At 65.9% G+C, this 13,142-nt stretch carries 14 protein-coding genes; 13 read left to right on the forward strand and 1 reads right to left on the reverse strand.

Annotated features, from left to right (window positions below):
• Positions 1–4 precede the first annotated feature (4 nt).
• Together AC3WXD_RS19665 and AC3WXD_RS19670 are read left to right on the forward strand one after the other, a co-directional pair.
• On the forward strand, positions 5–1,885 hold the full coding sequence (locus AC3WXD_RS19665; RefSeq protein WP_492324495.1) for a branched-chain amino acid ABC transporter ATP-binding protein/permease: 1,881 nt from the start codon (positions 5–7) through the stop codon (positions 1,883–1,885).
• A gap of 10 nt (positions 1,886–1,895) precedes the next feature.
• On the forward strand, positions 1,896–2,639 hold the full coding sequence (locus AC3WXD_RS19670; protein WP_020200466.1) for an ABC transporter ATP-binding protein: 744 nt from the start codon (positions 1,896–1,898) through the stop codon (positions 2,637–2,639).
• 91 nt (positions 2,640–2,730) lie between these two features.
• On the opposite strand, the gene AC3WXD_RS19675 is transcribed toward AC3WXD_RS19670, so the two are convergent.
• Entirely contained in the window at positions 2,731–3,144 is a 414-nt protein-coding gene (locus AC3WXD_RS19675) for a hypothetical protein (protein ID WP_492324496.1), read from the reverse strand.
• A gap of 1,135 nt (positions 3,145–4,279) precedes the next feature.
• Between AC3WXD_RS19675 and AC3WXD_RS19680 the strand changes: the two genes are divergently transcribed.
• From AC3WXD_RS19680 to AC3WXD_RS19730, 11 genes are all read left to right on the forward strand, one after another.
• Positions 4,280–4,669 carry a hypothetical protein gene (locus tag AC3WXD_RS19680; RefSeq protein WP_492324497.1) on the forward strand — a complete coding sequence of 130 codons (390 nt, stop codon included), beginning with the start codon at positions 4,280–4,282 and terminating at the stop codon, positions 4,667–4,669.
• Positions 4,670–4,673: 4 nt separating this feature from the next.
• Complete coding sequence (locus tag AC3WXD_RS19685; protein ID WP_492324558.1) at positions 4,674–4,952, forward strand: N-formylglutamate amidohydrolase; 279 nt, start codon at positions 4,674–4,676, stop codon at positions 4,950–4,952.
• Between the two features lie 206 nt (positions 4,953–5,158).
• Positions 5,159–7,099, forward strand: a complete 1,941-nt coding sequence (gene mnmG, locus AC3WXD_RS19690; protein WP_492324498.1) for a tRNA uridine-5-carboxymethylaminomethyl(34) synthesis enzyme MnmG — start codon at positions 5,159–5,161, stop codon at positions 7,097–7,099.
• Positions 7,100–7,807 carry a 16S rRNA (guanine(527)-N(7))-methyltransferase RsmG gene (rsmG, locus tag AC3WXD_RS19695; RefSeq protein ID WP_492324499.1) on the forward strand — a complete coding sequence of 236 codons (708 nt, stop codon included), beginning with the start codon at positions 7,100–7,102 and terminating at the stop codon, positions 7,805–7,807. It begins immediately after the preceding gene.
• A 68-nt stretch (positions 7,808–7,875) separates the two neighbouring features.
• Entirely contained in the window at positions 7,876–8,649 is a 774-nt protein-coding gene (locus AC3WXD_RS19700; protein ID WP_020200462.1) for a ParA family protein, read from the forward strand.
• A 104-nt stretch (positions 8,650–8,753) separates the two neighbouring features.
• Positions 8,754–9,656 carry a ParB/RepB/Spo0J family partition protein gene (locus AC3WXD_RS19705; RefSeq protein WP_020200461.1) on the forward strand — a complete coding sequence of 301 codons (903 nt, stop codon included), beginning with the start codon at positions 8,754–8,756 and terminating at the stop codon, positions 9,654–9,656.
• Positions 9,657–9,992: 336 nt separating this feature from the next.
• Entirely contained in the window at positions 9,993–10,526 is a 534-nt protein-coding gene (locus AC3WXD_RS19710) for an ATP synthase subunit I (RefSeq protein WP_059410917.1), read from the forward strand.
• Positions 10,527–10,792: 266 nt separating this feature from the next.
• Complete coding sequence (atpB, locus tag AC3WXD_RS19715) at positions 10,793–11,656, forward strand: F0F1 ATP synthase subunit A (RefSeq protein ID WP_029043061.1); 864 nt, start codon at positions 10,793–10,795, stop codon at positions 11,654–11,656.
• Positions 11,657–11,719: 63 nt separating this feature from the next.
• The gene (gene atpE, locus AC3WXD_RS19720) at positions 11,720–11,986 is read left to right on the forward strand and encodes a F0F1 ATP synthase subunit C (protein ID WP_006157246.1); all 267 of its coding nucleotides are present in this window, start codon (positions 11,720–11,722) and stop codon (positions 11,984–11,986) included.
• Positions 11,987–12,086: 100 nt separating this feature from the next.
• The gene (locus tag AC3WXD_RS19725; RefSeq protein WP_020200458.1) at positions 12,087–12,557 is read left to right on the forward strand and encodes a F0F1 ATP synthase subunit B; all 471 of its coding nucleotides are present in this window, start codon (positions 12,087–12,089) and stop codon (positions 12,555–12,557) included.
• Positions 12,558–12,559: 2 nt separating this feature from the next.
• On the forward strand, positions 12,560–13,099 hold the full coding sequence (locus AC3WXD_RS19730; RefSeq protein WP_020200457.1) for a F0F1 ATP synthase subunit delta: 540 nt from the start codon (positions 12,560–12,562) through the stop codon (positions 13,097–13,099).
• The last annotated feature ends 43 nt before the right edge of the window (positions 13,100–13,142 follow it).

Consider the following 13,142-nt stretch of genomic DNA (forward strand, 5'->3'; position numbering starts at 1 on the left):
GGCCATGAGCAATGCAAACGTCAAGAACGCGGACGGCAAGGGCGCCGTGGCCGGCGGCGCGGACAAGGTGGACAGGGCGCACAAGGCGCACAAGCCGGGCAGCGCGGCGGGCCGCAACCGCCTCTGCCTGCTGGCCTTCGCCGTGGTGCTGGCGCTGCTGCCGGTGCTGCCCACGCCGGAGTTCTGGATCACGCTGGGCAATTACATCGGTCTGTACGGCATCGTCGCCATCGGGCTGGTGCTGCTCACCGGCGTGGGCGGCATGACCTCGTTCGGCCAGGCCGCGTTCGTTGGGCTGGGCGCCTACAGCACGGCGTACCTCACCACGCAGTTCGGGCTGTCGCCGTGGTTCGGCCTGCTGGTGGGGCTGGTCATTACGATGGCCTCGGCCTACGTGATCGGGCTCATCACCATGCGCATGTCCGGGCACTACCTGCCGCTGGCCACCATCGCGTGGGGCCTGTCGCTGTTCTTCCTGTTCGGCAACCTGGAGTTCCTCGGCAAGTACGACGGCCTCAACGGCATTCCGGTGCTGCGCGTGCTCGGCATCGAGCTGGCTTCGGGGCGCGCGATGTTCTACCTGATCTGGGCCGTGGTGCTGCTGGCGGCCATCGCCATGCACAACCTGCTCGACTCGCGCCCGGGCCGCGCCATCCGCGCGCTCAAGGGCGGCGGCACGATGGCCGAGGCGATGGGCGTGAACACGGCGTGGATGAAGGTGGTGGTGTTCGTGGTGGCGGCGGTGCTGGCCTGCATCTCGGGCTTTCTCTACGCGCACCTGCAGCGCGCGGTGAACCCGACGCCGTTCGGCCTGAACTACGGCATCGAGTACCTGTTCATGGCGGTGGTGGGCGGCGTCGGGCATGTGTGGGGCGCGGTGCTCGGCGCCGGCATCCTCACCATCCTCAAGGACGTGCTGCAGGGCGTGCTGCCGAAGCTGCTCGGCGCCAACGGCAACTTCGAGACCATCGTGTTCGGCGTGCTGATGGTGCTGCTGCTGCAGCATGCGCGCGACGGCATCTGGCCGTTCGTCCGCAAGCTGTTCCCGGGCGGCCCGCCGGCGCTCGCGCCACGGCACGCCGAGCCGCTGCCGCAGCGCGAGAAGCCGCGGGCCGGCGAGCTGATCCTCGACGTGCGCGCCGCGCGCAAGGAGTTCGGCGGGCTGGTGGCGGTCAACGATGTCAGCTTCCAGGTGCATGCCGGCGAGATCGTCGGGCTGATCGGCCCCAACGGCGCGGGCAAGTCCACTACCTTCAATCTCGTCACCGGCGTGCTGCCGGTCACGCGCGGCGAGGTGCGCTACCGCGGCGAGCCGGTCTCGGGGCTGCCGTCGCGCGAGATCGTCAAGCGCGGCATCGGCCGCACCTTCCAGCACGTGCATCTGCTGCCGGCCATGACGGTGCTCGAGAACGTGGCGATCGGCGCGCACCTGCGTGGCGACTTCGCGGCGCAGGGCGGCGTGGCCGCGGCGATCCTGCGCATGAACCGGGCCGAGGAAGACAAGCTGCTGTTCGAGGCCGCGCGCCAGCTCGAGCGCGTGGGCCTGGCCGACTGCATGTACATGGAAGCGGGCAGCCTCGCGCTGGGCCAGCAGCGCATCCTGGAGATCGCGCGCGCGTTGTGCTGCGACCCCGCGCTGCTGCTGCTCGACGAACCCGCGGCGGGCCTGCGCTACAAGGAAAAGCAGGCGCTGGCCGAACTGCTCGGGAAGCTCAAGGGCGAAGGCATGAGCGTGCTGCTGGTCGAGCACGACATGGACTTCGTCATGAACCTCACCGACCGCCTGGTGGTGATGGAATTCGGCACGCGCATCGCGGAAGGCGTGCCGGAGGACGTGCAGAGGAACCCGGCGGTGCTGGAAGCCTATCTTGGCGGCGTGGAGTAAGGAGACAGCCATGAGCCTCGTCCTCGAAGTGAAGGACCTCCACGTGCGCTACGGCAAGGTCGAAGCCGTGCATGGCGCCAGCCTCAAGGTGGAGGCCGGCCGGATCGTCACCGTGATCGGTCCCAACGGCGCCGGCAAGTCCACCATGCTCAACGCCATCATGGGCGCGCTGCCGGCCGGCGGCTCGGCGTCGGGCACGGTCAGCTACCTCGGCCACGACATGGCCGGCCTGCCGGTGGAGGGGAGAGTCGCGCGCGGCATGTGCCTGGTGCCCGAGAAGCGCGAACTGTTCGCCTCGATGAGCGTGGCCGACAACCTCGTGCTCGGCGCCTACCGCCGCAAGCGTGCCGGCGAGAAGCACTTCCTCGACCAGATGGAGGTGGTCTACGGCCTGTTCCCCCGCCTCAAGGAGCGCGCCCGCCAGGACGCCGGCACGCTCTCCGGCGGCGAGCGCCAGATGCTGGCGGTCGGCCGCGCGCTGATGGCCAAGCCGCAACTGCTGATGCTGGACGAACCCAGCCTCGGCCTCGCGCCGCTGATCGTGAAGGAGATCTTCCACATCATCAGCGACCTGCGCCGGACTGGCGTGGCCACGCTGCTGATCGAGCAGAACGCGCGCGCCGCGCTGCAGGTGGCCGACTACGGCTACGTGATCGAGACCGGCGACATGGCGATGGAAGGGCCGGCGGCGGAACTGGCGGCGAATCCCAAGGTGATCGAGACGTATTTGGGGTTGGTGAGGAAGGCGGCTTGAGGGTGGAGGGCACATCGATATTCTGGACGAATAAGTACGGTCGCTATCGTTCTCGCTGCATGCATCCACTGAATGATGACCTCATCGCCGTTCAGCAGATCGCCCCGCCCATACTCTTGCCCGAGGTCAGATCGAAGCCGAAGTGGCAGAAGTACTGGCCCTCGCGGTTTCGCAGGCAGGCGAACCTGCCATCGTCCAGATAGCGGCTTCTCGTGGCGGCGTCGGCGATGCAGGCGTCGCGCCGGTCGGGACCGATGGCATCGAAGATGTCCCGCGCGGCCTTGCCCGATACCTCGAAGGCGATTTTCCTGTCGCCACGGGCAGGGGCGATGGTGTCGCCGAGATGACCGCCATAGATGGAGTACAGAACCCTGGCCGCGCGATATTCGTTGAGCCATTCCGCGCCTGCCGCCGCGCCGCAGATGAGGAGGCCAGCCAACAACAAGGCTCTCTTTTTCGCATCTCTTTTCCGTGCTGCCTCATTCCCGGAGTCCGGATTCAACATTGCCTGCCTCGGATCGCTGTGGTGAAAACCACGATGATGTGATCGCGGGCGGATCATGCGCAAACATGGCGCTGGCCGCTGTTTATGCATGAAATGGATGTGGAGGTGATTGCCAGGCCGGTGTCTTGGCTGGTTGGTGGCTAGTTTTATTTTTATGATGAATATAGATCTATTTGGTGTGGCAATAATATCTATCTCTGGAATGATTGGCGCTATAGTGATTTTCATGTATCCATGACATAGATAAATTGGATAATTCTTAGGATGGTTCTATTTATCCAGCCGATTTTTCCACGCCAACCAGATCCAGATCCGGAGCCGCCGTTTCCAGCAGCTATGCCCGACGCAGGACGCAGCGAAAATGCCGGATGGGTGCGCCGCTCACGCGGTATGTACGGGAGATCGCCGCGCGGGGTGGATCGGCAGGTCGAGCGGTGCCACCAAGCGGTCGGCGGTGATCTCATTGCGTACCCGGCAGCGCCGTGGCACGGCTACGTCCATGTCGGACTCGAAGCGCCTGCATCAAGATCGAGATCTGGCCGAAGCCGGTGGCGATTGCGGGCGCAGCACTGGGTACGCTTGCCGTCCACGGCCAGTGCTGCCCGTTGGTGGCCGCGAAGGTGTGGAACCACAGTGGTTCGGCCGTTGGTTCTCGCGGTGCGGTTCGTGGTGGCGTTCGGCGGGTGCAAGGCGTGGCAGCTGATCGTGGTGCATAACAAGGGAGACGCGGGCAGCTCGGCGGGCATGGAGCCCGTTGCGCGAGCGGTGCCGGACAGTCACACCATCGGCATGGATCGACCTGCTGCGTGGGTCGTACAAGAGTGCCGGGCTGTCACTCAATCAACGATGCGGCGGCAGGGCAGGGGACAACCTTTCGTCTGCGCTGCCTTACGTGAAATGCGGCTGCCTGCGCGTGCTGGCGGTGCTGGGTACGAGTTGCCCGAGTTGCTTGAGGCATAGGCAACGATTTCGAGACATCCCGGCATCGCCGGTGTTCTCACTTTCCGGGCTGTGGTAGCGGCGTTGCCGCTGGTATGCGAATCGCCGCATGGCGGCACGCGATATCCGGTCGACCTCCGCGCGGCGCTGTCCGGGCCGAGGCTGTGCGGCGGCGAGGATAACCAGGCGAGGCGCTGTGGGATGTCGTGCCTCCGGCCGGCGGCACGCTGGTCGCCGGGTTTATATCGATTCGGATCGCCTGCCCGACGATCTCGATCCGGCGCTGCTCGACGGCATTTGGCCGGAGCCGCTGACATCGGACGAGAAGACTCGCCTCGGCTACGGGCTGATCTGGCGCGACCTCGATGCGGCCACGCCGCTCCATGATCGCAAGCCCTCGCTGCAAGAGGTACGCAACCGGATCGACAGCGACTACCGCCCGGTCGGCCACGGTGAAGGTAACGCATGCCCACGCCTGGGGGCGATTTGGCGCGGGAGCCCCTACATTCGATGCCGAACGATGCCTACGAGCGTCTCCAGATTCGAGCGGCAGGCCACTGGCCGACTTCCTGTTCGGCGACAGTGAAGACATCACCTGCGAACCAACCTTCGTGGCGCTGGTGGCGGACGAACTGCGATCGATGGGCTATACGGTGGCCCGCGATGATCTATACAAGGGCGTGCGACTGATCGCGCGAATCGGGCAGTCGGTCGTGCATCGCCACAGCCCGCGGATCGAGATCCGCCGTCCGCTGTACATGGAAGCGGCGACGTGCGAACGCAATGCCGGGTTCGGCCGGCGGCAAGCCAACCTCGGCAAGCGGGTCGGGCGGGATTGCCGCGTATCTGCGGGAGCAGGGGGGCGGTGACATTAGCCGGCAAAGCTGGAAAACGGAAAGCCGCGTCATGCCCCCAACGCTGCACCCAACGCTTTTGTTTCACGTGGAACACAGCCAAGTTGTCGAAACAGCATGTTTCACGTGAAACATGCCGCTGCGCAAAAAAGCAGCAGCGATTGCCGCTATAATTCGGCATCCCGAATGATTCCCGCCAGCCTCCCGGAGGAGGTTCGTCCATGCTTTACCCAAAAGAATTCGATGTCATTGTCGTCGGTGGTGGTCACGCCGGCACTGAAGCTGCACTCGCCGCTGCGCGCATGGGCTGTCAGACGCTGCTGCTGAGCCACAACATCGAGACGCTCGGCCAGATGAGCTGCAATCCGTCCATCGGCGGCATCGGCAAGGGCCATCTCGTCAAGGAGGTGGATGCGATGGGTGGTGCGATGGCGGCGGCCACGGACGAATCTGGTATCCAGTTCCGCATCCTCAATTCGAGCAAGGGGCCGGCCGTGCGCGCCACGCGCGCGCAGGCGGACCGGGTGCTGTACCGCAAGGCCATCCGCACGCGGCTCGAGAACCAGCCGAACCTGATGCTGTTCCAGCAGGCGGTGGACGACCTGATGGTGGAGGGCGACCGCGTGGTCGGTGCCGTTACCCAGGTCGGCATCGCGTTCCGCGCGCGCGCGGTGGTGCTGACCGCCGGTACGTTCCTGGACGGCAAGATCCACGTGGGGCTGGACAACTACACCGGTGGCCGCGCCGGCGATCCGGCTTCGGTCTCGCTGTCGGTGCGCCTGAAGGAACTGAAGCTGCCGCAGGGCCGCCTCAAGACCGGTACGCCGCCGCGCATCGACGGCCGCACCATCGACTTCTCGGTGATGGAGGAACAGCCGGGCGACCTGGACCCGGTGCCGGTGTTCTCGTTCCTCGGCCGCGCCGAGCAGCACCCGCAGCAACTGCCGTGCTGGATCACCCATACCAATACGCGCACGCATGACATCATCCGCGGCGGGCTCGACCGCTCGCCGATGTACACCGGCGTGATCGAGGGAGTGGGGCCGCGCTATTGCCCGAGCATCGAGGACAAGATCCATCGCTTTGCCAGCAAGGACAGCCACCAGATCTTCCTCGAACCCGAAGGGCTGACCACCAACGAATTTTATCCCAACGGCATCTCGACCAGCCTGCCGTTCGACGTGCAGCTCGCGCTCGTGCATTCGATCCGCGGCATGGAGAACGCGCACATCCTGCGGCCCGGCTACGCCATCGAGTACGACTACTTCGATCCGCGCGCGCTGAAGGCCTCGCTGGAGTCCAAGGCGATCCAGGGTCTGTTCTTCGCCGGCCAGATCAACGGCACCACGGGCTACGAGGAGGCGGCGGCCCAGGGCCTGCTGGCCGGTATCAACGCCGGCTGCTTCGTGCGCGAGCGCGATGCCTGGACACCGCGCCGGGACCAGGCCTATCTTGGGGTTCTGGTCGATGACCTGATCACCCGCGGGGTGTCGGAACCGTACCGGATGTTCACCAGTCGCGCGGAATTCCGTTTGAGCCTGCGCGAAGATAATGCCGATATGCGCTTGACCGAGGTCGGCCGCGAGCTTGGCGTGGTGGACGATGTGCGCTGGGATGCATTCAATCGCAAGCGCGACGCGGTTTCACGTGAAACAGAGCGTCTGAAGAGCACCTGGGTCAATCCGGCGCTGCTGCCGGAGGCCGATGCCGTGCCGCTGCTGGGCAAGGCCATCGAGCGCGAGTACAACCTCGCCGACCTGCTGCGCCGCCCGGCGGTCGCCTACGACGCGCTGATGGCGCTCCAGGGCGGCAAGTACGCGCCCGCGCAGCCGCTCGACGCGGATCCGCTGCTGGCCGCGCAGATCCGCGAGCAGATCGAGATCGGCATCAAGTACCACGGTTATATCGCGCGCCAGGCCGCCGAGGTCGACAAGCTGGAAGCGAACGAGACCACGCGCCTACCCGAGGGTTTCGACTACACCGAAGTGCGCGGCCTCGGTTTCGAGGTCAGCCAGAAGCTGAACCAGCATCGCCCGGAAACGCTCGGACAGGCTTCGCGCATTTCGGGCGTGACGCCGGCCGCGATCTCGCTGCTGCTGGTGCACCTGAAGAAGAAGGGCATGGGCCGCACCAAGCCCGGCACCACGCAAGAGGCGGCCTGAGTGCGGGGCCAACGCTACCCCGCGGTGGACGACGCCGACCAGCGCCGCCGGCTGGAAGCCGGTCTGTCCGCCATCGGCCTCGCGCTGACGGCGGCGCAGATCGGCCAGCTTTTCGCCTACCTGGCGCTGCTGCGCAAGTGGAACGCCATCTACAACCTGACCGCCATCCGTCATCCCGACGAGATGCTGACGCACCATCTGCTCGATTCGCTGGCCGCCGTCCCGGCGCTGGCCGAGGCGGCGCGCAGCGTGGCGGTGGAAGAGGGCGCGCGCGGCCGGGTGCTCGACGTGGGCTCGGGCGGCGGCATGCCCGGCCTGCCGCTGGCGATCGCGTGCCCGGACCTGTCGGTGCTGATGGTCGACATCGTGCAGAAGAAGACCGCGTTCCTGACGCAGTGCCGCGCGCAACTCGGCCTGTCGAACGCCGCCGCCCACTGGGGTCCGGTGGAGAAGCTCGAAGACGACAAGGGCTACGCGGTCATCACCTCGCGCGCGTTCGCCGAGCTGAGCGATTTCGTCTCGCTCGCCGGCCACCTGCTCGCGCCGCGCGGCAAGCTGATCGCGATGAAGGGCGTGTATCCGCAGCCCGAGCTCGACCGCATGGAGGCGGCCGGCCTGATGGCCGCATGGCAGGTCGAGGCGGTGCCGCGCCTGATCGTGCCCGAACTGGACGCAGAACGTCACCTGGTGGTGCTGTCGCGCCGCTGACCCGGCCGGTGGTTGTCGCCGGTGTCCACCCCGGCAGGTTGAAATCAAGCAGGAGCAGCTAAGAGCTTATGGCCAAGGTATTCGTGATCGCCAACCAGAAGGGCGGCGTCGGCAAGACCACCACCACGGTGAACCTCGCCGCCGGACTGGCGGCGCAGGCGCAGCGCGTGCTGCTGATCGACCTCGATCCGCAGGGCAATGCCTCGATGGGCTCCGGCATCGACAAGCAGTCGCTCGAGCACAGCGTCTACCAGGTGCTGGTCGGCCTGTCGACGATCGCCCAGGCGCGCCAGCATTCCGAGTCGGGCAAGTACGATGTGCTGCCCGCCAACCGCGAACTGGCCGGCGCCGAGGTGGAGCTGGTCGAGCTCGACCAGCGCGAGCGCCGCCTGAAGAACGCCATCGCCGAGGTCGACGGCGAATACGACTTCGTGCTGATCGACTGCCCGCCGTCGCTGTCGCTGCTGACGCTCAACGGCCTGTGCGCCGCCAACGGCGTGATCGTGCCGATGCAGTGCGAGTACTTCGCGCTGGAAGGGTTGTCCGACCTCGTCAACACGATCAAGCAGGTGCACGCCAACCTCAACCGCGACCTGAAGGTGATCGGCCTGCTGCGTGTGATGTTTGATCCACGTGTGACCTTGCAGCAGCAGGTCTCGGCGCAGCTCGAATCGCACTTCGGCGAGAAGGTCTTCAAGACCGTGATCCCGCGCAACGTGCGGCTGGCGGAGGCGCCTTCCTATGGCGTGCCGGGCGTGGCCTTCGATCCGTCCTCCAAGGGGGCGCGCGCCTACCTGGACTTCGGCGCGGAAATGATCGCGCGGGTCAAGCTGCTCGACTGAGCGCCGCCCGCCACGCTACGCCGCGCCGCGTGCGCGGGAAGGATGCCGGGAGCCGGCAGGCAGCAACCGGCGGCGACGAGCCGCCACCAAGTCAGGATAACGAGATGAGCACCGCAAAGAAGAAAGGCCTGGGCCGCGGACTGGAAGCCTTGCTGGGCAGCCCGGCGGAGATCGTCGATGCCGTGAAGCAGGAGGGCGCGCCGTCGGTGCTGCGCCTGGACCAGTTGCAGCCCGGCAAGTACCAGCCGCGCACGCGCATGGACGAGGGCGCGCTGCAGGAGCTGGCCGCGAGCATCCGCGCGCAGGGCCTGATGCAGCCGATCCTGGTGCGCCGCGTGGCGGAACCGGGCCGCTACGAGATCATCGCCGGCGAGCGGCGCTTCCGCGCCTCGCGCATCGCCGGGCTCGAAGAAGTGCCGGTGCTGGTCAAGGACGTGGCGGACGACGCCGCGGCCGCGATGGCGCTGATCGAGAACATCCAGCGCGAGGACCTCAATCCGCTCGAGGAGGCGCAGGGCATCATGCGCCTGGTGCGCGAGTTCGATTTCACGCACGAGCAGGCGGCCGAGTCGGTGGGGCGCTCGCGCAGCGCGGTGTCCAACCTGCTGCGCCTGCTCAACCTGGCCCAGCCGGTGCAGACCATGCTGATGGCCGGCGATCTCGACATGGGGCACGCGCGCGCGCTGCTCGCCGTGGACGGCGCCAACCAGATCACGCTGGCCAACCAGATCGTCAACAAGCGCCTGTCGGTGCGCGAAACCGAGAAACTGGTCGCATCCACGCTCAAGCCGCACGATCTGCGCTCGGTGCGCCAGAACGGCGCCGCGCCGGCGCGCGACGTGGCCCGGCTCGAAGAGGAGCTGTCGGACGCGCTCGGCCTGCCGGTGCAGATCAAGCTCGGCGTGCGCGGCAAGGGCCAGCTCACCATCCACTTCACCAGCAACGACGCGCTTGACGGTGTGCTCACGCGGCTGCGCGAGCAGGGCGAGAGCCAGCCGACGACCTGAGCCGGCCTGAGTTGGCCTGAGCGGCCATCGCCGCGTTTTCCCGAAAATAGTGCGCGATTAGCGCACGCGACCACGGCCGCGGTGCGGCGCGCGCGGCCGCGCGGCGATGCTGCGTAAGGTTTGCGCAAGCGCGATCAACGATGATGATGCGCCGCCCGCGCCGATCGCCTCAATTACCTGCCGCGTCATTGGCTGGCGCTGGCCGCGCGGCCAGTATCGGCATGTGGGCGCGAGGTTGCGCACCGTTGCAAGGAGTCTGTAAGCAGATTGACTCGGATGGTGCATTCCTCGTAAAATCGTGCGGTTTGAAATCTGGCCGGTTCGGAAAAGTTCCGGATGGAGTCAACAACCAGCAGAGGCAATAAGCAGGTGGTTTCAGATCGTCGAGATGCCCGTCAGGAAAAGGACGGGCAGCCGCGCGATGCCTGGGATGACGAGGCGCAGCGCGAAGAAGAGGCGGTCGAACCGCTGTCACGCGCGGACGCGGAAACGCTGTTCGGCGCGCGTGCGCTGCGCCCTTCGCGCATGACGCCGGGCAGGGTCGTGCTGGCGCAGGTGGCGGTGACGATCTTGTCGGCCCTTGCCTGGCGGCTGTTTGCCGGCGGCAATGCCGCGGCGGCAGGCTGGTCCGCGCTGTTTGGCGGCGTCGTGTGTTTCGTGCCGAGCGGCTTCTTCGCGCTGCGCCTGTGGATGTCGCGCGAGCGCACCTCGGTCGGCGGGCTGGTCGTCGGCGAGGCCATCAAGGTGTTTGCCACCGTCGCCCTGTTCGTGCTGGTGGTGGTGCTGTATCGCGAGTTGCGCTGGGTGCCGATGCTGGTCACGTTTCTGCTGACGCTCAAGGCCTACTGGGTGGCGCTGGCGATTCGCTGAGGCGCGCAGGCGCCGCGGGCCAGTCCGCGGGAGCGGCGAGGCGGCGTGGCGCGGAGGTTCGTAGGTAGTGCATTCCATCGAGGTGGGGCACGAAAACGGAATATCAAGAGTGTTTTGGCGTGGCGCGTCACAGCGGTGAAGCGCGGCGCAGATAAGGTTAAGGCGTCCTTGCCCGCGGTGACCAGCGACTCACGCTGAAGGCGGTGCAAGAAGCGTACCGGCAGCATGCCGGCAACTGGTTTCGCAATATTACGGTTCGTTTCGACATGTCAGCTGCTCAAGGCGCCGAACAGGCGCTCACTCCCTCCGGCTATATCGCCGAACACTTGCAGAACTTGAATTCCGTCGGCGGCAAGCAAGCCTCGGTGGTCGACTTCAGCGTGCTCAACTACGACACCGTGTTCTGGGCGGTGCTGTGCGGCCTGATCGCCGTGGTGTTCCTGTACGCCGCCGCGCGCCGCGTCACCGCCGGCGTGCCGGGCCGCTTCCAGGCCTTCGTCGAGATGATCGTCGAGATGGTCGACGACCAGGCCAAGGGCATCATCCACGGCGACCGCTCCTTCATCGCGCCGCTGGCGCTGATGGTGTTCTGCTGGATCACCGTGATGAACGCGGTCGACCTGATCCCGGTCGACTGGGTCACCGGCCTGAACCAGTTCCTGGGCATCTTCCACATCCACCTGCCGCACCACCGCGCCGTCGCCACGGCCGACCTGAACGGCACGCTGGGCATGTCGTGCTCGGTGCTGGTGCTGATGATCTACTACAGCTTCAAGATCAAGGGCGTCGGCGGCTTCGCGCACGAACTGCTCTCGGCCCCGTTCGGCGCCAAGTGGTACCTGGCCCCGTTCAACCTGATCCTGAACGTCATCGAATTCCTGGCCAAGGCCGTTTCGCTCGGCATGCGGCTGTTCGGCAACATGTACGCCGGCGAGCTCGTGTTCCTGCTGATCGCGCTGCTGGGCTCCATCTGGACGTTCGGCGCGGACCTGTCCGCGCTGGGCTTCGTCGGTCACGTGCTGGCCGGTGCCGTCTGGGCGATCTTCCACATCCTGATCGTCCTGCTGCAGGCCTTCATTTTCATGATGCTGACGCTGGTGTACATCGGCCAGGCACACGACCACCACTGATTTTCCGGTTTTTTGGTTTTTGGTTTTTTGGTTCTAAGTCTCTTCTCAATTTAAGGAGTCGTCATGCAAGCATATCTCGCCAACATCCAGGGTCTGACCGCCATCGGTATCGGCATCATCATCGGTCTGGGCGCAATCGGCGCCTGCCTGGGTATCGCCCTGATGGGCGGCAAGTACATCGAAGCATGCGCACGTCAGCCCGAGCTGATGAACCCGCTGCAAACCAAGATGTTCCTGCTGGCTGGCCTGATCGACGCGGCATTCCTGATCGGCGTGGGCGTTGCAATGCTGTTCGCATTCGCCAATCCGCTGCTGGCTGTCATCAAGTAATTTCTTTTCGGTCTGCATGATGCTGACGGGCGGCGCGGGCCACTTAGCCTGGCCGCCCTTGCGCATTTATCTGTAGTTTGATTACCGAAAGGAACACACCATGAATCTGAACGCAACGTTTCTTGCGCAGATGGTCGTGTTCTTCATCCTGTGGTGGGTTGTTGCCAAATTCATTTGGCCGCCGCTGGTGAAGGCGCTCGACGAACGCGCAAAGAAGATCGCCGATGGCCTCGCCGCTGCCGAAAAGGGCAAGGCTGAGCTCGAACTGGCCAACAAGCGCGTGGACCAGGCCCTGGCCGAAGCCCGCACCGAAGGCGCGCAGCGCGTCGCCGACGCCGAGAAGCGCGCCCAGTTGACGGCCGACGAGATCAAGCACAACGCCCAGGCGGAAGCCGCACGCATCATCGCCCAGGCCAAGGCCGAAGCCGAACAGCAGGTCACCCGCGCGCGCGAGCAGCTGCGCGACCAGGTTGCCGTGCTGGCCGTCAAGGGTGCCGAGCAGATCCTCAAGCGCGAAGTGAACGCGCAGGTCCACGCCGACCTGCTCAATCAACTCAAGGCTGAGCTCTAATCATGGCTGAAACCGCAACCATTGCCCGTCCCTACGCCGAGGCGCTGTTCCGCGTCGCGACCGAGTCGAGCGGCAATCTGGATGCATGGTCCGAGCTGGTGTCGGAGATGGGGCAGGTTGCCGCCAATCCCGACATGAAGGCGGTGGCTGGCGATCCGAACGTGCCCGGCGACAAGCTGGCCGCACTGTTCCTGTCGGCCCTGAAGTCTCCGGTCAACGACGAGGCCAAGCGCTTCGTCGGCCTGCTGGTGGAAAACCACCGCCTGGCAGTCCTGCCGGAGATCGCCGAGCAGTTCCATGCGCTCAAGAACGCCCGCGAAGGGTCGGCCGATGTCGAGATCACGAGTGCCTTCCCGATCGAAGGCGCGACCCTGACCGACCTCGTCGGCGCGCTCGAACGCAAGTTCGGCCGCAAGCTGCAGCCCACGGTTGCGGTAGACCCGTCGCTGATCGGCGGCGTGCGCGTCAAGGTTGGCGACGAAGTCCTCGACACCTCCGTGCGTGCCCGCCTGGCTGCGATGCAAGTCGCGCTGACCGCCTGAGGCGCGCAAGCGCCCAGCGGCCGACGGATTGAAGAATTAGGAG

This window comes from Cupriavidus sp. FW216-B1, assembly GCF_058789195.1.